The 18,896-nt window shown below is 69.2% G+C and carries 16 protein-coding genes; 12 read left to right on the top strand and 4 right to left on the bottom strand.

Translation table 11 applies throughout. The features are described 5' to 3' along the window. The first annotated feature begins 17 nt into the window (after positions 1–17). From IEY55_RS02140 to IEY55_RS02170, 7 genes are all read left to right on the top strand, one after another. The gene (locus tag IEY55_RS02140; protein ID WP_189053218.1) at positions 18–962 is read left to right on the top strand and encodes a LysR family transcriptional regulator; all 945 of its coding nucleotides are present in this window, start codon (positions 18–20) and stop codon (positions 960–962) included. 34 nt (positions 963–996) lie between these two features. Beyond that, entirely contained in the window at positions 997–1,908 is a 912-nt protein-coding gene (locus IEY55_RS02145; RefSeq protein ID WP_189053221.1) for a 2-hydroxyacid dehydrogenase, read from the top strand. Positions 1,909–3,097: 1,189 nt separating this feature from the next. Continuing rightward, entirely contained in the window at positions 3,098–3,550 is a 453-nt protein-coding gene (locus IEY55_RS02150) for a pyridoxamine 5'-phosphate oxidase family protein (RefSeq protein WP_189053222.1), read from the top strand. Positions 3,551–3,636: 86 nt separating this feature from the next. Next, entirely contained in the window at positions 3,637–6,720 is a 3,084-nt protein-coding gene (locus IEY55_RS02155) for an amino acid adenylation domain-containing protein (protein ID WP_189053224.1), read from the top strand. A gap of 33 nt (positions 6,721–6,753) precedes the next feature. Further along, a complete protein-coding gene (locus IEY55_RS02160) occupies positions 6,754–7,614 on the top strand; it encodes a class I SAM-dependent methyltransferase (protein WP_189053226.1) in 861 nt (286 codons plus the stop codon). 34 nt (positions 7,615–7,648) lie between these two features. Then, a complete protein-coding gene (locus tag IEY55_RS02165) occupies positions 7,649–8,887 on the top strand; it encodes a cytochrome P450 (protein ID WP_189053228.1) in 1,239 nt (412 codons plus the stop codon). 44 nt (positions 8,888–8,931) lie between these two features. After that, positions 8,932–9,978: a methyltransferase gene (locus tag IEY55_RS02170; protein WP_189053230.1), complete on the top strand. Its 1,047-nt coding sequence runs from the start codon at positions 8,932–8,934 to the stop codon at positions 9,976–9,978. Here the strand turns inward: IEY55_RS02170 and IEY55_RS31855 are convergent. Continuing rightward, positions 9,975–10,301: a DUF397 domain-containing protein gene (locus tag IEY55_RS31855; protein WP_189053232.1), complete on the bottom strand. Its 327-nt coding sequence runs from the start codon at positions 10,299–10,301 to the stop codon at positions 9,975–9,977. The two genes, IEY55_RS02170 and IEY55_RS31855, sit on opposite strands and share 4 nt — an antisense overlap. Then, positions 10,298–11,194: a helix-turn-helix domain-containing protein gene (locus tag IEY55_RS02180; protein WP_308424704.1), complete on the bottom strand. Its 897-nt coding sequence runs from the start codon at positions 11,192–11,194 to the stop codon at positions 10,298–10,300. The genes IEY55_RS31855 and IEY55_RS02180 overlap by 4 nt, the downstream gene beginning before the upstream one ends. 95 nt (positions 11,195–11,289) lie before the next feature. Here IEY55_RS02180 and IEY55_RS02185 point away from each other — a divergent pair, with 95 nt between their 5' ends. Then, the gene (locus IEY55_RS02185; protein WP_189053236.1) at positions 11,290–11,541 is read left to right on the top strand and encodes a hypothetical protein; all 252 of its coding nucleotides are present in this window, start codon (positions 11,290–11,292) and stop codon (positions 11,539–11,541) included. A 23-nt stretch (positions 11,542–11,564) separates the two neighbouring features. Continuing rightward, the gene (locus IEY55_RS02190; RefSeq protein ID WP_189053238.1) at positions 11,565–12,164 is read left to right on the top strand and encodes a DoxX family protein; all 600 of its coding nucleotides are present in this window, start codon (positions 11,565–11,567) and stop codon (positions 12,162–12,164) included. Between the two features lie 19 nt (positions 12,165–12,183). Here the strand turns inward: IEY55_RS02190 and ilvD are convergent, their stop codons facing one another. Then, a complete protein-coding gene (gene ilvD / locus IEY55_RS02195) occupies positions 12,184–14,028 on the bottom strand; it encodes a dihydroxy-acid dehydratase (RefSeq protein ID WP_189053240.1) in 1,845 nt (614 codons plus the stop codon). Positions 14,029–14,081: 53 nt separating this feature from the next. Continuing rightward, on the bottom strand, positions 14,082–14,639 hold the full coding sequence (locus IEY55_RS02200) for a PH domain-containing protein (protein WP_229685872.1): 558 nt from the start codon (positions 14,637–14,639) through the stop codon (positions 14,082–14,084). Positions 14,640–15,050: 411 nt separating this feature from the next. Between IEY55_RS02200 and IEY55_RS02205 the strand changes: the two genes are divergently transcribed. The 3 genes from IEY55_RS02205 to ilvC all read left to right on the top strand — a co-directional run bounded on the left by IEY55_RS02205 (position 15,051) and on the right by ilvC (position 18,796). Next, entirely contained in the window at positions 15,051–16,865 is a 1,815-nt protein-coding gene (locus IEY55_RS02205; protein WP_189053241.1) for an acetolactate synthase large subunit, read from the top strand. A 355-nt stretch (positions 16,866–17,220) separates the two neighbouring features. Next, entirely contained in the window at positions 17,221–17,727 is a 507-nt protein-coding gene (ilvN, locus tag IEY55_RS02210) for an acetolactate synthase small subunit (protein WP_189053244.1), read from the top strand. Between the two features lie 40 nt (positions 17,728–17,767). Then, positions 17,768–18,796 carry a ketol-acid reductoisomerase gene (ilvC, locus tag IEY55_RS02215; protein ID WP_189053245.1) on the top strand — a complete coding sequence of 343 codons (1,029 nt, stop codon included), beginning with the start codon at positions 17,768–17,770 and terminating at the stop codon, positions 18,794–18,796. Positions 18,797–18,896: the final 100 nt, after the last annotated feature.

Genomic DNA, 18,896 nt, shown 5'->3' on the forward strand with positions numbered 1-18,896 from the left:
CGTGGGACCATGGATCGGTGATCGACCCCCGCCGGCTGCGCGTGCTGCGGGCCCTGGCCGACCACGGGACCGTCACCGCCGCCGCCAGGGCCCTCTACCTGACGCCATCCGCCGTGTCCCAGCAGCTCACCGCCCTGGAGTCGGAGGTGGGGCAGCCGCTGCTGGAGCGGCGGGGACGGGCGGTGCGGCTGACCGCGGCCGGCGAGATCCTGGCCTCGCACGCCAGCGCCGTGCTCGCCCAGCTGGAACGGGCCGAAGCCGATCTCGCCGCGTGCGCGAGCGGTGCCGTCGGCCGGGTCACCGTGGCCTCGTTCGCCACCGCCATCACCATGGTCGTCGCCCCGGCGATCGCCGCGCTGCGCGAGCGCGCCCCCAAGGTGGAGGTGCTGGTCCGGGACGCCGAGGGGCACGCCAGCCTGCCCCTGCTGCTCGCCGGAGAGGTCGACCTGGCCATCGCCATGGACTATCGGGGCGCGCCGCGCGCCGACGACGAGCGGGTGCTGCGCGCCCCGCTGTACGCCGAGCCGTTCGACGCCGTGCTGCCGGCCGACCACCGGCTCGCGGGCGCGCCCGAGGTCGCCCTGCCCGACCTGGCCGGCGAACCCTGGATCACCCCGTGGCCGGGCAACCCGGTGCAGGACGTGGTGTTGCTGGCCTGCGAGAACGCTGGTTTCGCACCACGGGTGACGCACTCCTCGGACGACTTCCGCGCCATCGCGGCACTCGCCGCGGCCGGGGTGGGCGTGGCTCTCGTGCCCCGCTCGGCGCTGCGCGGGGTCGCGCTGCGGCGGGCGGTCATGCGCCCGGTGGCCGGGCGACCGCCGACGCGGCGGGTCTTCGCCGCGATGCGGCGGGGGAGCGAGCGCCACCCCCTGATCGGGCTGACCCTGGACGCCCTCAAGGACGCGGCCGAGGAACTGCACGCCACCGACCCGAACGGCTCGCCTGATCCGAACGGTTAGAACGGCTAGCGATGGGCTTTGTAGGGTTGGAGCCGTGACGCTCACGGTCCTGGTGCCCTTCGCGCCCGCACAGCCCCTGCTGGAGCAGGTGCCGGGCGTGCGCACGGTGCTCTACACGCCCGGGGCCGCGCCGCCGCCGGAGGCGGACGAGGCCGAGGCGCTCGTCGCCCCGGTCTGGTGGGATGAGAGCGTCCGCGAGCTGATCCCGCGGCTGCCCCGGCTGCGCCTCGTGGTGACCTTCACGTCCGGGGTGGACGCGTGGATCGACGTGTTGCCGGAAGGCGTCGGGATCGCCAACGCGCGCGGCGCGCACGGCGGCGCGACCGCCGAATGGGCGATGGGTGCGTTGCTCGCGGTGTACCGGGAGTTCCCGCGCTTCGTGCAGGCACAGGCCGAAGGTCGGTGGGACCACGTGCAGGCCGACACACTTCAGGACAAGCGGGTGCTCGTCGTGGGCGCTGGTGACATCGCGCAGCGGTTGCGGCGGCAGTTGGTGGCTTTCGACGCCGAGCCCACCCTGGTCGGCCGTACGGCACGGGACGAGGTGCGCGGGACCGACGAGTTGCCCGCGCTTGTTGCCGAGCACGACGCGGTGATCCTTGCGGTGCCGTTGACCGAGGAGACGAATCGTCTCTTCGACGCCGAGCTGCTTGACCGGATGCCCGACGGAGCTGTCTTGGTGAATGCGGCTCGTGGGCCTGTGGTTGACACCGAGGCGCTGTTGGCGGAACTGCGTCGAGGGCGGCTGCGCGCCGCCCTCGACGTCACTGACCCAGAGCCACTTCCGCCGGGCCATCCACTGTGGAGCGCTCCGGGCGTACTCGTCACGCCGCACGTCGGCGGGGACGTGCAGGGCCAGGACATCCGTGCCCTCAAGGTGATCGCGGAACAGCTCGCCGCCTTCGCGGCGGGAAAACGCCCGCCGAACCTCGTCACCCGAAGCTGACCCGTTCCAACCGGAAGTCGAGCAGCTCGGTGTCACCGAGAACCTCGATGCCCGCGATGCCTGGACCAGCCTGCCGGTTTCACGGCGGAGAGGTGTCCGCCGAGCCGGACAGCGTGCTGTTGAGGCTGCAGCCGACAAGCTGGTGGGTTCCGTGCGCCGGAGAGCAGTGGTTGTTCGCGCAAATTATTTGGTCATTGGGGTTACCCGACTGGAGTGCATGGCTCATGGTAGCTATCCGTCCATTGTTGTAGCGGTGTGCTCGGATTGGACGCTGTTCCCGATCCTCGCCCGCTGCTATGGTTTCATTCGCGATTAGCACGGCACGACAAATACCAGGAACGCAACGTGATTATGAGCCCGGCCCGTTGGGGGAGCTGATTGAAAGGTGGACTCCGTGCACCGGGTGCTACGGGCGTCTTTTCCGTCCGGTTTGTCGAGCGCGGGCCGGAAGCACGGAATGATCCGGTACTGCATCGAACGGACGCGCCCGTTCGGTTCAACGAAGTTGCGCCGAACATGGGTGTGCGGCATTGCGTCGGGTCCGAATACTTGCCCGTGTTGGAAAGATGAGATGACGGCGGGAGGGATGCGGATTCATGGTCCCCATTGAAAGATTGTCGAAAGATTGTACGGCTGTTGCCGATTATCGGGGATAGTCACCGGCGCTGCTCTTCGCCTCGAACGTTGCGGCAGGACCGGAAAATGTTCCGGCTTCCGGTGGTACTCGGTGGTCCGGCGGTCCGGCAAGGGTGGTGCCGCGGGCACGGCCAACCGTTGACGCTCCCCGTTCACCTGCATCCGAGTTCACCTTCACCCGAGCGGAAGGTCGGTACCTGCGGGTTCCCGCAGCCCTTCGGCCCGGCGGGTGTGCCCCACTGCCGTCGGGACCATTGTCCTCCCGGGTCGCTGATCCACCCGACGTACCCGATTCCAGGCCCGGTGGAAGAGCGTCGATCCTTCATTGCCGGCACAGCTTTCCCGTGGAGGTAGCCACTCCGGGGGAGGTTGATTGCGCCGACCGGTTGTCAGTAGGCCCGCGACCGGCCGGGCTCGGTCGAATCCTTTCCTTACAAATACCCGTCCTGCCGGAGGCTCTTGCTGTGTACGGCACACGGAGGCCAGCTGTGGTCCAGGTGGGCGCACTGGTCGTCATGCACATCCTGTTCGACACGAAACTGGGAAACCGGTCATGAACCTCGCAATGTCGAATGACGAGCGCGAGAGCTTTCTCGCGGAAACCCGGGTCGGCGTGCTCGGGGTGGTTGATTCCCGCGGCGAGCGCGCGCCACTTCTGGTACCCGTCTGGTACGGCTACCAGCCCGGCGGCGACGTGGTGGTCGAGACCGCACGAGCATCGGTGAAGGCGAAGCTCGTGCTGGCGGCCGGCCGCTTCAGCATTTGCGTCCAGGACGAGTCGCCGCCCTATCGTTACGTCAGCGTCGAAGGACCGGTGGTGGACGTGCAGGATCCGATCGATCCTGCAGCGCGTGCCGCATTGGCCCATCGGTATCTGGATTCGACGACCGCCGCTGACTACCTGGCGGCGAACAAGTACCAGCTGACCGAAGACGTCCTGTTCCGCATGCGTCCGCAGCGGTGGCGGACGGCGGATTTCGCCGCCTTCGCCAAAGAGTTCAGTTAGCCGGTGGCTTGGTGCGACCGCTGACGCCTGCTGCCGTCGGCGGAGCGGCGCCGAGCGGGCATCACAACACAGGAGACGGACCCCGCATGTTGTCCACCCGAGTCGACACCGAGCCCCAGCCCGCAACCATCCGGAACACCGACGTCCCTGCCGATCCTCGCGAACGCGGGGTGCACGAACTGTTCGACGCGCACGCGGTGGCCAGGCCGCGGGCGACCGCCGGTGTGTACCACGGCCGCAGCCTGACCTACGGCGAACTGAAGTCCCGGTCCGACGCCCTCGCCGCGCGCCTGCACCAGGTCGGTGTCCGGTGCGGCGACATGGTCGGGGTGTGCGGTACCCGCGGCCTGGACGCGCTGGTCGCGTTCCTCGGGATCCTCAAGGCGGGCGGTGCCTACGTTCCGCTCGACGACACCATTCCACCGGCACGGCTGCGTGCGATGGCCGAGGACGCCGGTATTCAGGTCGTCGTGACGTTGCCGGGCGCTTCCTGCCGGATTCGTCGGGTACGTACCCGAGTCGACCTCGGTGCGCTGACCGCCGTGCGCGGTGGGTCCTTCCCGTTGCCCGCCACGGGCGGAACGGACTGTGCCTACGTGATGTTCACCTCGGGATCGACCGGCCGGCCCAAGCCAGTGGCGATCCCGCATCGTGGCGTGGTCCGGCTCGCGCTCTCGGACACCGTGACCCAGCGGCCACGGCCGGGGGAGCGGGTCCTGCACGCCTACGGGCTCTCCTCGGACGCCTCGACCATCGAGATCTGGGGTGCCCTCCTCAGCGGTGCCTGCCTGGTGCTGATCGACCGTGCGGACCTGTTGTCCCCACCAGCGTTGGAGGACAGGTTGCGCGCCGAACGCGTCGCGGTGGCATACCTGACCACCGGGGTCTTCCACCACGTGGCGCGGACGCGACCCGAAGCACTGAGAACGCTGCGGTTCGCCTCCGCCGGGGGTGAGGCCATGGACCCGGATCTGACGCGCGCGGTACTGGCCGCCTGTCCGGACACCACGGTGGTCAACTTCTACGGCCCGACCGAGAACACCGTGGTCTCGACCGCACATGTGGTGCGGGAAGTTCCGCGCGACGGCCGTCCCGTCCCGATCGGCCGCCCGATCGACCGGTCCACGTGCTACGTACTCCGTCCCGACGGCGCCTTCGCCGGCCTGGGGGAGGAAGGCGAGTTGGTGGTCGGCGGGGACGGCCTTGCATTGGGTTACCTCGGTGACCCGGCGCTGACCGCGGACCGCTTCGTGGACCACCCGTTCGAACCGGGAGCCCGCCTCTACCGCACCGGTGATCTCGCGGTGTGGCGGGAGGATGGCGAACTGGAGTACCGGGGGAGGGCGGACCGACAGGTCAAGTTGCGCGGTCACCGGATCGAACTGGACGGGATCGAGGCCAGGCTGCGCGCCCACGACTCGGTCGGTGAGGCGGTCGTCGAACTGGACGGGGACACCGTGATCGGCTACGTCACGCCCGCCCGGCCAGGTGAGCTCGTGTCGGTCGACCAGGTGCGGCAGGACCTCGCGGCATGGCTTCCCGCGTCGGCGATACCCGCCCGGTTGGTCGAACTGGCGGGGTTTCCGGTCAACGGCTCCGGCAAGGTCGACCGGCGGAAGCTGCGCACCATGGCCGGCTTCGGATCCGTACCCGCCCGCCCGGACCCGGTTGCCCCGGCGGGTAGGGGAGAACATGCCCTGCAGGCGACACTGGCCGAGGTCTGGCACGTGGTGCTGCGGGTGTTGCCCGCCGGCACCGACAACTTCTTCGACCTCGGTGGCGACTCGCTGTTGGCCGCCGAAGTCGTCACCCGAACCCTGGGCAGGCTCGACATCGATCCGCGGCACGGCAGCGCCCTCGTCCGCAGCCTGCTGCGCCTGCCCACCCTGGCCGGCTTCACCTCGGCCGTCCAAGCCGTGCTGGACACCGACGACAACGGAACCGACGCCACCGGCGTGGACTTCCAGCAAGAGGGCCGACTGGGCTTCGTGGTGCCGGACCGGGAGGGAACCGAGCCACGTTGGGCCGAGCCGAGACACGTCCTGCTCACCGGGGTCACCGGCTTCGTCGGGGCGTTCCTGCTCGACCGGTTGCTGGCCACCACCGGAGCCACCGTGCACTGCCCCGTCCGCGCACGCGACAAGGCGCACGCCACGCGACGTGTCCTGGCCACCCTGGCCCACTACGGACTCCGCCCGGTCGGTGTCGAGAGTCGCCTCGTGTGCTTCCCCGCCGACCTCGCCGCACCCCGGCTCGGCCTGCCCGCCAACGATGCCACCGAGCTCGCCGACTGTCTGGACCTGGTGTTCCATTCCGCGGCCGAGGTCAACTTCATGTATCCGTACCAGTCGCTCCGCGCCTCCAATGTGGATGGCGTGCGGGAGATCGTCCGATTGGTCGCCCGCCGTCGGGTTCCGGTGCACTTCCTGTCCACGATCGCGGTGGTGGCGGGCTTCGGTACCGCGGGTGTACGGCACGTCGGCGAGGATCTCCCGCTGGCGCACGCCGACCGGCTCACCATGGGATACGCCGAAAGCAAATGGGTTGCCGAGCACGTGCTGCAGGAAGCCGCCGACCAGGGAATCCCGGTTGCCGTCTACCGGCCCTACGAGATCACCGGCGACCAGCGGACCGGTGCCTGCAACACCGAGACCGCGATCTGTTCGCTGTTCAGGACCATCGCGGAAATCGGCCTGGCTCCGGACATCCCGTTGCCGATGGACTTCGTCCCCGTGGACTATCTCGCCGACGCCATCGTGCACATCGCCACCCGGCACCCGACCACCCGCCGGACATACCACCTGACCAATCCCCGACCGGCCACCCTGGCCGACATGATCGGACGGATGCGCGTGGCGGGACACCGGATCCACGAGCTTCCCTATCACGACTGGGTGGACGAACTCGTTCGCTACGTCACAGCGAACCCCACCAGTGCGACCGCCCCGTTCGTGTCACTGTGCGTCGACCGCGGGAACAAGGCGGACATCTCCGTCAAGGAAATGTACTTCGAAGGAACCTTCCCCGAGCTGGGCCGCGACAACGTCGAACGCGACCTCGCCGGAAGCGGGCTGCACTGCCCACCCGTCGATGTCGCGCTACTGGACCGTTATCTGGAGTACTTCTTCGCCACCGGCTACATCGAACGGCCCGAGCCGCACCGAGGGTGAACCCCGGCCACGACCACCAGGAGGCACCGCCCCATGCCGGATGAAAGCACGGGAACAAGGGCGGCCGGCCGGGACGGCCGGCGAACGCTGACCGAGATGTACGGGCACGCGTACCTGAAAGCCGAGGAGTCCGGCGGACGCCCGGGGGCGGCTTACCTCATCTACCAACTGCAGAACGGTGTCGCGTTCGCCGAGGACGTCGCGAACTATTTCGCTCCTCCCGAACTGTGGTGGCCCACCGATGTCCTGGCCTGCAAGCAGGTTTCCGGGCGAGTACTCGACATCGGCTGCGGTGCCGGAAGGCACGCGCTGGCCGTGGCGGAGGCGGGACACGAAACAGTTGCGATCGAGCCATCGTCGGTGGCCGTCGCGGTTTCGCGCCGCCGTGGTGTCGATGCGCGGATCGGTGGCCTCGGCCAGTTGCCGGACGACATCGGCACGTTCGACACCTTTCTGCTGGCCGGCGGCGGCCTCCACCTGCTCGGCGTGCTCGACAACGCGCGTGACGCATTGGCGGAGCTCACCAAGATCGCCAATCCTGGCGCCCGGCTCATCGGTACGACCTTACTGCTGGAGGAGGACGAATTCGCCGCTGGTGAGGGGGATCCTGACCCTGGTAGGGCGTTGTACCGGCTGCGGGTCGAGCAGGGCGCCGAGTTCACAGAGTGGAGCGAGTGGGGATACACCGCCGAGGTCCGGCCGGAACGGCTGGCCGAGGTGGTGGCGGGCACGGGCTGGACCATCGCGGAGATCGAGGAGGCCGAGTCCCCGGCCATGCCGGTGTTTCCCGCCCAGACCGGTGCCGGGAAAGCGGGTGAGTCGGTCATCGAGGGCACCGACTCACCGTCCCTGTTTACCACGTACGTCGCCGTGCTCCGGCTGGAAACCCCGTAGCGGCCTACCGCACCGAAAGCAGAGGGCAGCCGCCATGACCACCGAAGACACGCGTGTTGGCGGACAGCCGGCAAACGCCGGCACGTCCCGGCCGGTGACCCGGGACTTCCCCCTCGCCCCACCGGGAACGATGGGACCGCCGCGGGAATATGCCGAGTTGCAGCGTGGCTGCCCGATTGCGCGGGTGCGTACGCCACTGGGTGCCACCGCGTGGTACGTGACGCGGTACGAGGATGTGCGATCGTTGCTCGCGGATCCGCGGCTGATCCGGCCGACCATCAACGTGTGGCCGCCTGCGGAGAGCGCGGACAGCTCCGGGCCCGGTCTTGTCACGATGATGGAGATGGTGGGTCCGCGGCACCGGGCCCTACGTAGAGCGGTGGGGGAGGCGTTCAGCGCCCGCACCGTGCGGAGCCGCGAGGGCCGGATCAGACAACTGGCCGAAAGTATCTTGAACGACTTCGAGAAGGACGGGCCGCCAGCAGATCTGGTGACCGGTTTCGCCGAGTCGTTCCCGTTGCTCGTGATGTGCGAGCTGGTGGGCATCCCATACGAGGAAAGGGACTTTTTCCTGCCGCTTGCGGACGCCGCGCTGGGCGCACTGCTCACCTTGGAGGAGGGACGCCGGGCCACCGACCGGCTGCGGAGCTACATCGCCCAACTAGTTGCGCGCAAGCAAACCGAACCGGCTCGGGATCTGCTCGGCGAACTGCTCCGGCAGCGGGACGACGGTGAGCTGACACAGGACGACCTGATCAGCTTCGGGCTTTCGATGCTCGTCGGCGGCTACCGGACCAGCACGATGTTCATCGCGAACGCCGTGCTGGTGCTGCTGACTCGTATGGAGCATCTTGCTGTCCTGCGCAGTGATCCCGGGCTCCTGCCCAGCGCGGTGGAGGAACTGCTCCGTTTCCTGCCGGTGATGAACGGCTCCGTGGTGCTGCTCGCCAAGGAGGACATTCGGCTGCACGGAACCACGATTCGGGCCGGGGATGCGGTGTTGCCGATCATCCCGGCGGCCAACAGGGACGCCACGGTCTTCCCCGATCCGGACCGCCTCGACCTGCGTCGGGAGCGGAATCCGCATCTGGCCTTCGGGCGGGGTGCGCACAACTGCGTCGGTATCCACCTGGCACGGGTAGAACTGACGGTGGCGCTCGAGGCCCTGCTGGACCGCTTCCCGAACCTGCGCCTTGCCGTTGCCGAACATGAGGTTCCCTGGGAAGACGACTCCCCGAGCAAGTCACCCGTCTCGCTGCCGGTCAGTTGGTGAGCGAAGGTGAGCAAAGACTTTCCACGTGCCCGGAGGTATCGCTGATGCGCGAAGAGCTGGCCGGCGAGCTCGAACCCAGCTCGCAGGATGTTGGTGACGCCATCGAGAAGATCATGGTCCACCTGTTCTCGGCGCAGTTGCTTCGCGCCGGGCTGAAGCTGGGACTACCCGATGCGTTCGGTGACGATCCCGTGGCGCCCGACCAGCTCGCCAGGCGAGTCGGGGCAGATCCTGCCGTACTACACCGGCTGTTGCGGGCACTGGCCAGCATTGGCGTCTTCCAAGCCACTACGGCCGGCCGCTACACCCACAGCCCGCTCTCCAGGATCTTGCAATCTTCCGACGCAGGGCTCCTGCTCGGCCAGGCTGCGACGGTCGATGCCCTGTGGCAGGCGTGGAGCAGCCTCGACACCGCGGTACGGAGCGGGGACGGGCCCTTCCGAGCCCTGCACGGCACCGACTTCTACACCTACCTCAGCGAGTACGACCCGGAACAGTCGGCGACGTTCCACGCCGCGATGAACGAGGCCACCGCCCTGGACAACGACGATGTGGTGGGCGCTCTCGATCTCACTGCGGTTTCCCGGTTGGTGGATGTCGGTGGTGGGCAGGGAGGGTTGCTGCGTGACCTCCTGCGGCACAACCGACACCTGCAGGGCGTGCTGTTCGACACCGAGTCGGTGGTGGGCAATGCCGTTCCCGAGCTGAGCTCGGGGGAACTCGCCGACCGGTGCGAGATCGTGGCCGGTGACGCCCGCGAGACGGTGCCAGCCGGGGCGGAGGCCTATCTACTGCGACTCGTGTTGCACAACTGGGACGACGAGAGCTGCGTGCGGATACTGGCAGCTTGCGCGCGGGCTGCGCGGCCGGGGGCTCGGGTGTTCGTCGTGGAGACGGTGTTGCCCGCAGATCGGCTGCCGTCGGCGACCGAGGCGATGATGGACATGGGCATGTTCGTGACCTTCGGCAGCGGAGAACGCACCGAGGCTGAGTTCGCGAAGCTCTTCGACCGGGCCGGGCTGGCCTACGTCGGCCTGACGCCGACCCCATCCTTCTCCATCCTCGAAGCCCGCGTAGGTAGTGGCGGCTAGGGAGAGGTGATCGCGCGCTTCGCGGGCAGGTTGGAGGACGCGAAGCGGAGGAAGGACGTCCAGGCGGATGGGGTGAAGCGGAGGACCGGGCCATCGGGGTTCTTGGAGTCACGGACAAGGACGAGGTGGCTGCATAACGCCACCTCGACGCAGTCGCTCTGCGCGGCACTACGACTACTCTTCCGCCAGTCCGTGCGAGTGTGCGCCACCTCGACGCAGTTGCTCAGGGCAGAGCTCTTGCTGCTCCTACGGAAGCACGCGACTTCGACACAGTTGGTTTGTGAACTGTAGCTGCTCTTGCACCAGGAGTTCGCTTGCCTCACCTGAGCTCCTTCAACAGCCTTGCGACCAGTGTTCGCGACTCGGCCGCGTCCAGTGCCTGCTCTTCCAAGCTAGTGATGGCGGTGAGGTAGGGCGCCACTTCTGGCTCTTTCTCCAAGAAGTGCTCGCCGGCCTTGGCCTCCAAGAGCACGACTGCTGAAGAGTTACCGTACTCGAAGATCAAGAACGGGCCTTCCACGCCGGTGTGGATCCCGGCAGTAAGGGGGATCACTTGGAGCAGGACGTTGGGTCGATCGGCTGCGTCAAGGAGGTGGCGGAACTGGCGTTCGGCGATGTCCGGTGAAGCCAACAGGCGCCGCAGTACGGCTTCATCGATGACGGCCTGAAGCGATGGAGCCTTGGGCTTCGTGAGGATCGCCTGTCGAGCCATCCTCGCAGCGACACGGGCCTCGATCTCTTCCGGCCGAACAGACGGCCCAGTCGTCCTGAGTACTTGCCTGGCGTACTCGGGAGTTTGCAGTAGGCCGGGAAGCACCGTCGGCTCGAAGTTCCTCAGCCGGGTTGCATCCATCTCCAGCGCGAGCAGTGTGGGAGTTGCCTTGGTGAGTTGGCGCTCGTACGGCTTCCACCATCCCAGCTCATGAGCACGCTCGGCCATGTCGAGCAGTTCGCCGCGCTGGTCGTCCTGCAGCCCGTAGGCGTCCAGTAGGGCGGCGACATCATCGCGCGTGAAGCTCTGCCTGTTGTTCTCGATGCGGCTGACCTTGGCACCTGACATCCCGGCGCGTTCGCCTGCGGCGTCGGTCGTGAGCCCCGTGCTCATACGGAGCCGGCGTAGCTCACTCGCCAGGCGGCGCGCCCGCACACTCGGACCGGGACCACGGGCCATGAGCGCCTCCTCGGGTTCGGGTAGCCGGATGAGATCTTTACCCATCCCGCCCCCAAGCGATCTCTCACCCAATCGTGGATCTTGTCCGACAATGTGATCCAGTCCACTATTTCAGTATCAGGTCACAAATGGGGTTGGGTATGGCTGACGAGGTGGGCGGGATCGAGCGGAGGCTGGTTCCCTTCGAGGACCGGCTGGGCAAGCAGCAACGCTGCTTCGAGGTCTTCGCTATCCCGGAGAACGTCGTGATCGTGGACCAGGACGGCGGGACCCTGCTCATGGCCCGGCAGGATGCCTCCGTCCTGGGTGATGCCCTGAAGCGCTGCGCGATGAGGGCGCTCGTACTGAGCATCCGGGCCCACCGCGACGCCTCCGACGCCGAGCGCGAGTGACGCGAGTCACCTACCCTCGGGGTGTGAGTACGTACGACGAGCCGTCCGAGCCGTCGACGGCACCCAACCCGCCGGCCACGTCGCCGCCCGCCGACACCGCCCGGCACGCCGAGCCCTCGCTCGGCGGGAACGCCGGCGCCGACCTGGGACTGCTGATCCTGCGCCTGGTCCTCGGCGGCGGCTTCATCGCGCACGGCGCGCAGAAGCTCTTCGGCGCCTTCGATGGCCCGGGCATCGACGGCTTCGCCCGGTTCCTGGCCAACCAGGGCTTCCGGCAGACCACGTTCCTGTCCTGGGCCACCGGCCTCACCGAGTTCGTCGGCGGCATCCTGGTCGTGCTCGGCCTGTTCACCCCGCTGGGCGCGGCCGGGATCCTCGGCGTGATGATCAGCAGCACCGTGGTGAAGTGGTCGAGCGGCTATTTCCTGGCCGGCCCGATGACCGGCTTCGAGTTCGACCTCATCCTCGGCGCGGCCGCGGCCGCCCTGGTGCTCGCCGGCCCGGGCCGGGTCGCCGTGGACAACGGGCGGGCATGGTTCCGCCACCCGCTGGGCACCGGCATCCCGCTCCTGCTGGTCGCCGTCGCCGCGGCGGTCCTGGTGCTGATCTTCCTGCGGAACTGACCGGCCCGGAGCCGGCCGGTCACTTCTCGGGGTCGCGCACGGCACCGGTGGCGGCGGAGGTAGCCAGCCGCGCGTAGGCCCGCAGCGCCGCGGTCACCGGCCGCTGCCGGTCGACGGGCTGCCACGGCCGCTCGCTGGCCGCCATCTTCGACCGGCGCTCGGCGAGCACGGCCTCGGGCACCAGCAGCTCCAGCCGCCGCTCCCGGACGTCGATCAGGATCTCGTCGCCGTCCTCCACCAGGCCGATCGTCCCGCCGGCCGCGGCCTCCGGGGAGATGTGCCCGACCGAGATCCCCGACGAGCCGCCGGAGAACCGCCCGTCGGTGATCAACGCGCACACTTTGCCCAGGCCGGCACCCTTGAGGAACGCGGTCGGGTGCAGCATCTCCTGCATCCCCGGCCCACCGGACGGCCCCTCGTAGCGCACCACGAGCACCTCGCCGGGCCGGACCTGCTTGCCCAGGATCACCGACACCGCCTGCTCCTGGCTCTCCACCACCCGGGCCGGACCGCGGAAGTACCACAGCTCCTCGTCGATACCGGCGGTCTTGATGACCGCCCCGTCCTCGGCGAGGTTGCCGTGCAGCACGGCCAAACCACCGTCGGCCGTGTAGGCGTGCTCAACGTCCCGGATGCAGCCCCTCGCCGCATCGGTGTCCAAAGAGGACCACCGGTTCTCCGTGGAGAACGCCTGCGTGGTCCGCACCCCGCCCGGCGCCGCGTGGAACAGCTCGACCGCCCCCTCGGACGGCGCGGCACCGCGGACGTCCCAGGCCGCCAGCCACTCCGTCAGGGACGGGCTGTGCACCGAGTGCACGTTCCGGTTCAGCAACCCGGCGCGGTCCAGCTCCCCGAGGATGGCCGGGATGCCACCGGCGCGGTGCACGTCCTCCATGTGGTAGTCCGAGTTCGGGCTCACCTTGCTCAGGCACGGCACCCGGCGGCTGATCGCGTCGATGTCGGCGAGCGTGAAGCCGACCTCGCCCTCCTGCGCCGCGGCCAGGATGTGCAACACGGTGTTGGTCGAGCCACCCATGGCCACGTCCAGCGCCATGGCGTTCTCGAAAGCCTCGCGGGTCGCGATCGACCGCGGCAGCGCCGACTCGTCGTCCTGCTCGTACCAGCGTCGGGCCAGCTCGACCACGGTCGTCCCGGCGCGCAGGAACAGGTCCCGACGCGCCGCGTGCGTCGCCAGCGTCGACCCGTTGCCGGGCAGCGCCAGGCCCAGCGCCTCGGTGAGGCAGTTCATCGAGTTCGCGGTGAACATGCCCGAGCACGAGCCGCAGGTCGGGCAGGCCGACCGCTCGACGACCGACAGCCCCTCGTCGTCGATCTCGTCGTTGGCCGAGGCCGCGATCGCGGTGATGAGGTCCGTGGGCGCGTGCGCCACCCCGTCCACCACGACCGCCTTGCCGGCCTCCATCGGTCCGCCGGACACGAAGACGGTCGGGATGTTCAGCCGCATGGCCGCGTTCAGCATCCCCGGCGTGATCTTGTCGCAGTTGGAGATGCAGACCAGGGCGTCGGCCTGGTGCGCGTTGGCCATGTACTCCACGGAGTCGGCGATGATCTCGCGCGAGGGCAGCGAGTAGAGCATCCCGCCATGGCCCATGGCGATGCCGTCGTCGACGGCGATGGTGTGGAACTCCCGGGGCACCCCACCCGCCTCGCGGACGGCGCCGGCCACCAGCTCCCCCAGGTCGCGCAGGTGCACGTGCCCCGGCACGAACTGGGTGTAGGAGTTGGCGATCGCCACGATCGGCTTGCCGAAGTCGCCGTCGGTCATGCCGGTGGCACGCCACAGCGCGCGGGCGCCGGCGGCGTTACGGCCGTGGGTGGTGGTGCGGGAGCGCAGCGCGGGCACGGCTCCTCCTGACGAACCTGTGCTGGGAAGGTCCGGCCGCGGTTCGGAGACGACTAGGCGTCGTCGGCGCGGGAACGGGGTCCGCCGTCCGCGTCGGGTTCCCCTGCCACGGCCGGGGTGTCGCCGGCCTCCGGGTTCTCGGAAGCGTCCCCATCCACGGTAGCCGACGACTCACCCTGCTCGGCGATCGGATTCGGCAGCCGCCCGCTCACCGTCGCGAGGAGCGGCAGGTGCCGGGCGCGCACCGAGGGCAACGTCACCTCGGTGCCGTCCCGCAGCACCGCCCGCACCCAGGAACGCTCCGAGACCCGCAGCGACGTCAGCTCCGACCACGGCAGCTCCCGGCGGCCCAGGACCGTGCGCAGCCGGATGCCCTCGACCCCCACGTCCGTACGCACGCGCAGCAACCACACCAGCAGCCCGAGCGGCAGCAGATAGATCGCCTGCAGGCCGGGGGCGCCCCACGCCACCGGCGTCATGCACAGCGCGAGGAAGAACACCCCGAAAATCCCGATCGGGTTGTGCCGGAAGACGGCGCGGGGTGCGGGGCGGGCGACCGTTCCGGGCGCGTCCGCGGACTGCTGGGGCTCTGGGGTGGCGGGCTCGCTCACCCGGCGATGGTCCCATCCGATGGACGGGCATCTGCGGCAGGCCCATCGGGTGGGTGGTCGGGCGCACAACCACCCGGTTGGGTGATCATCTTGCCGGCACGAGCGGAAGAGTCGCAGGTCACAGCGCTGGTTCCGGTCGTGGTCAACCCGCTTCCGGCCCCGGTTGAGCCTGCCCTCCGCGTCCAGATGGTGGGAGGGCCGTCCCGACCCGTTGACGCCGGCTCAACGCCCCGGCTAACGTCCTCACCGTGCTGCGACCGACCCACCTCCTTCTCGTAATTTCCAGGCGCGTCGACGCCTAGGGAATTACGCCGCAGCGTCGACGCGCCTGACCCTCGTACGGCCCTACCTGGGCTGGCGAGGGTTTTTTCGTGTCCGCCACCCCGCCACCGACCCGCGAGGCAGACCCCCATGACCAGCGCATCACCGCGTCAAGCCCCGGTCCCCGCGCCACCGAAGCCGGCCCCGCCCAGCGGCGCTCCCGTGCGGGTGACCGGCGCCCAGTCCCTCGTCCGCTCGCTCGAGGCCGCCGGCTGCGACGTCGTCTTCGGCATCCCCGGCGGCGCGATCATGCCGGCCTACGACGCGTTGCTCGACTCGACCAAGCTCCGCCACGTGCTGGTGCGCCACGAGCAGGGCGCCGGGCACGCCGCCGCGGGGTACGCGCAGGCCACTGGTCGCGTTGGGGTGTGCGTGGCGACCTCCGGTCCCGGCGCCACCAACCTGGTCACCCCGCTGGCCGACGCCTACATGGACTCGGTCCCGGTGGTGGCCATCACCGGCCAGGTCGCCCAGCCGCTGATCGGCACCGACGGCTTCCAGGAAGCCGATATCTGCGGCATCACGATGCCGGTCACCAAGCACAACTTCCTCGTGACCGACCCGGCCGAGATCCCGCGCACCATCGCCGAGGCGTTCCACCTCGCCGCCACCGGCCGGCCGGGCCCGGTGCTGATCGACATTCCCAAGGACGTGCAGAACGCCAGCACGTCCTTCACCTGGCCGCCGGAACTGCGGCTGCCCGGCTACCGGCCCACGACCCGCCCGCACGGCAAGCAGGTCCGGGAGGCCGCGCGGCTCGTCTCCACCGCCAGCCGGCCGGTCCTCTACGTCGGCGGGGGCGTGGCCAAGGCCGGCGCCGCGGCCGAACTGCGGGAGCTGGCCGAGCTCACCGGCATCCCGGTGGTCACCACCCTGATGGCGCGCGGCGCGTTCCCGGACTCGCACCGCCAGCATTTGGGCATGCCCGGAATGCACGGCACGGTCGCGGCGGTGGCGGCCATGCAACGCGCCGACCTGCTGATCGCGCTCGGCGCCCGGTTCGACGACCGCGTCACCGGCCGGCTCGACTCCTTCGCGCCGGACGCCACCGTGGTGCACGCCGACATCGACCCCGCCGAGATCTCCAAGAACCGCAGGGCGGACGTACCGATCGTGGGCGACTGCAAGGAGGTCATCGGTGAGCTGATCGAGGCGGTGCGGGCGGAGCGGAAGCAGGACCGCGTGCCCGACCTGACCGCGTGGTGGGAGCAGCTGGACCACTGGCGCGACACCTTTCCGCTGGGCTACGACTGGCCCAGCGACGGCACGCTCTCGCCGCAGTACGTCATCGAGCGGATCGGCGCGCTCGTCGGGCCGGACGCGGTGTACGCGGCCGGAGTGGGCCAGCACCAGATGTGGGCCGCCCAGTTCGTCCACTACGAGCACCCGCGCACCTTCGTCAACTCCGGAGGGCTGGGCACCATGGGCTTCGCGGTGCCGGGGGCGATGGGCGCCAAGGTCGGGCTGCCCGACAAGCAGGTGTGGGCGATCGACGGTGACGGCTGTTTCCAGATGACCAACCAGGAACTGGCCACCTGCGCCATCGAGAACATTCCCATCAAGGTTGCCGTGATCAACAACGGGAACCTGGGCATGGTCCGGCAGTGGCAGACCCTGTTCTACGACCAGCGGTACTCGCACACCGACCTGGGCACCCACAAGCACCGCATCCCCGACTTCGTCCTGCTCGCCGAGGCACTGGGTTGTGTCGGCCTGCGCGCCGAGACCAAGGACGAGGTCGACGAGGTCGTCACCAAGGCGATGGAGATCGATGACCGGCCGGTGGTCATCGACTTCGTGGTGGGCAAGGACGCCCAGGTGTGGCCGATGGTCGCGGCCGGAACCGGCAATGACGAGATCATGGCCGCCCGCGGCATCCGGCCGCTCTTCGACGAGGACGACTGACCGACGACGAGACGGGTTGCGTTCCCGGCGCCGCGGCCGCGACCGTGCGAGCCGGAAACCGGGAAAAGCCAGAGGAGACCAGGAAACCGGACAGGCGGTGAGCCAGTGCGCCGAGCCGGGAACGTGCACCGTGATGAGTAGGACTGACGAGCATGACTCGAGTAGCACGAGGACCAGCGAGCAGCGAGGACGAGTGAGCCGCCATGGAGTACGGCACGGGATCCGGCTGGTGGGCGGTGCGACGTCGGAAACCCCGACCCACCCGCCCCGCACCGTCCACAACGGACGTCCCGGCCGACGTGTCGCCCGGCCCGGCACCGAACCGGCCCGCACAGCCCCGACAGGAGCACAGCACATGAGCAAACACACGTTGAGCGTGCTGGTGGAGAACAAGCCCGGCGTGCTGGCCCGGGTCGCCGGCCTGTTCTCCCGGCGCGGCTTCAACATCGAGTCGTTGGCGGTGGGACCGACCGAGCACCCCGAGATCTCCCGTATGACCATCGTGGTCTCGGTCGACGAGCTGCCGCTGGAGCAGGTCACCAAGCAACTCAACAAGCTCGTCAACGTCATCAAGATCGTGGAGCTGGAGACGGGATCCTCGGTGCAGCGCGAGCTGCTCCTGGTCAAGGTGCGCGCCGACGCCACCGTGCGCAGCCAGGTCCTGGAGACCGTCCAGCTCTTTCGGGCCAAGGTGGTCGACGTCTCCCCGGAGGCGGTCACCGTCGAGGCCACCGGAACCCAGGACAAGCTCGACGCGTTGTTGCGCATGCTGGAGCCATACGGGATCCGGGAGATGGTCCAGTCCGGAATGGTTGCGATCGGGCGTGGCGCCCGGTCCATCACCGCCACCGCTGTCCGGTAACAGCCGATTCGACCAGAGAAGCAGAGGGAAAGAGCGCAGAATGAGTGCCCAGCCCAAGCCCGCGGAGATTTTCTACGACGACGACGCCGACCTGGGTGTGATCCAGGGCCGCAGGGTGGCGGTGATCGGCTACGGCAGCCAGGGCCACGCGCACGCGTTGAGCCTGCGCGACTCCGGCGTCGACGTCCGGATCGGCCTGCCGGAGGGCTCGAAGTCCCGGGCCAAGGCCGAGGAGGAGGGCCTGCGGGTGGTGACGCCGGCCGAGGCCGCCGCCGAGGCCGACGTGATCATGATCCTCGCGCCCGACCACAAGCAGCGGGACCTGTTCGCCACCGACATCGCGCCGCACCTCTCCGCAGGCGACGCGTTGTTCTTCGGCCACGGGCTCTCGATCCGCTACGGGCTGATCAAGCCGCCGGCCGATGTGGACGTGGCCATGGTGGCGCCGAAGGGACCGGGGCACCTGGTGCGCCGGCAGTTCGTCGACGGCAAGGGCGTGCCGTGCCTGGTCGCCATCGAGCAGGACTCCAGCGGCAACGCCCTCCAGCTCGGGCTGTCCTACGCCAAGGCCATCGGCGGCACCCGCGCCGGCGTCATCCGGACGACCTTCCGTGAGGAGACCGAGACCGACCTGTTCGGTGAGCAGGCGGTGCTGTGCGGCGGTGTCTCCGCGCTGGTGCAGGCCGGTTTCGAGGTCCTCACCGAGGCGGGCTACGCACCGGAGATCGCCTACTTCGAGTGCCTGCACGAGCTGAAGCTGATCGTCGATCTCATGTACGAGGGCGGCATCGCGCGGATGTTCTACTCGGTGTCCGACACCGCCGAGTACGGCGGCTACACCCGGGGCCGGCGGGTCATCGACGACCGGGTCAAGGAGGAGATGCGCCGGATCCTGGCCGAGGTGCAGGACGGCTCCTTCACCAGGGAGCTGGTGGCCGAGATGGACGGTGGCCGGCCGAACTTCACCAAGTACCGCGAGGAGCTCGGTGCGCACGGCATCGAGGAGGTCGGCCGCACGCTGCGCGGCCTGATGTCCTGGGTGGACCGCCCGATCACCGAGACCGCCTGATTCCTGTCGGTCCGCCCGGGGCCGTGACGCCACGGCCCCGGGCGGACCAGCGGGACCGGAGTCGTCCGTCCGCGACGCAAAGCCCTGCCGGGGGCGCGTA

The organism is Longimycelium tulufanense (assembly GCF_014645795.1).
Lineage (GTDB): Bacteria > Actinomycetota > Actinomycetes > Mycobacteriales > Pseudonocardiaceae > Longimycelium > Longimycelium tulufanense.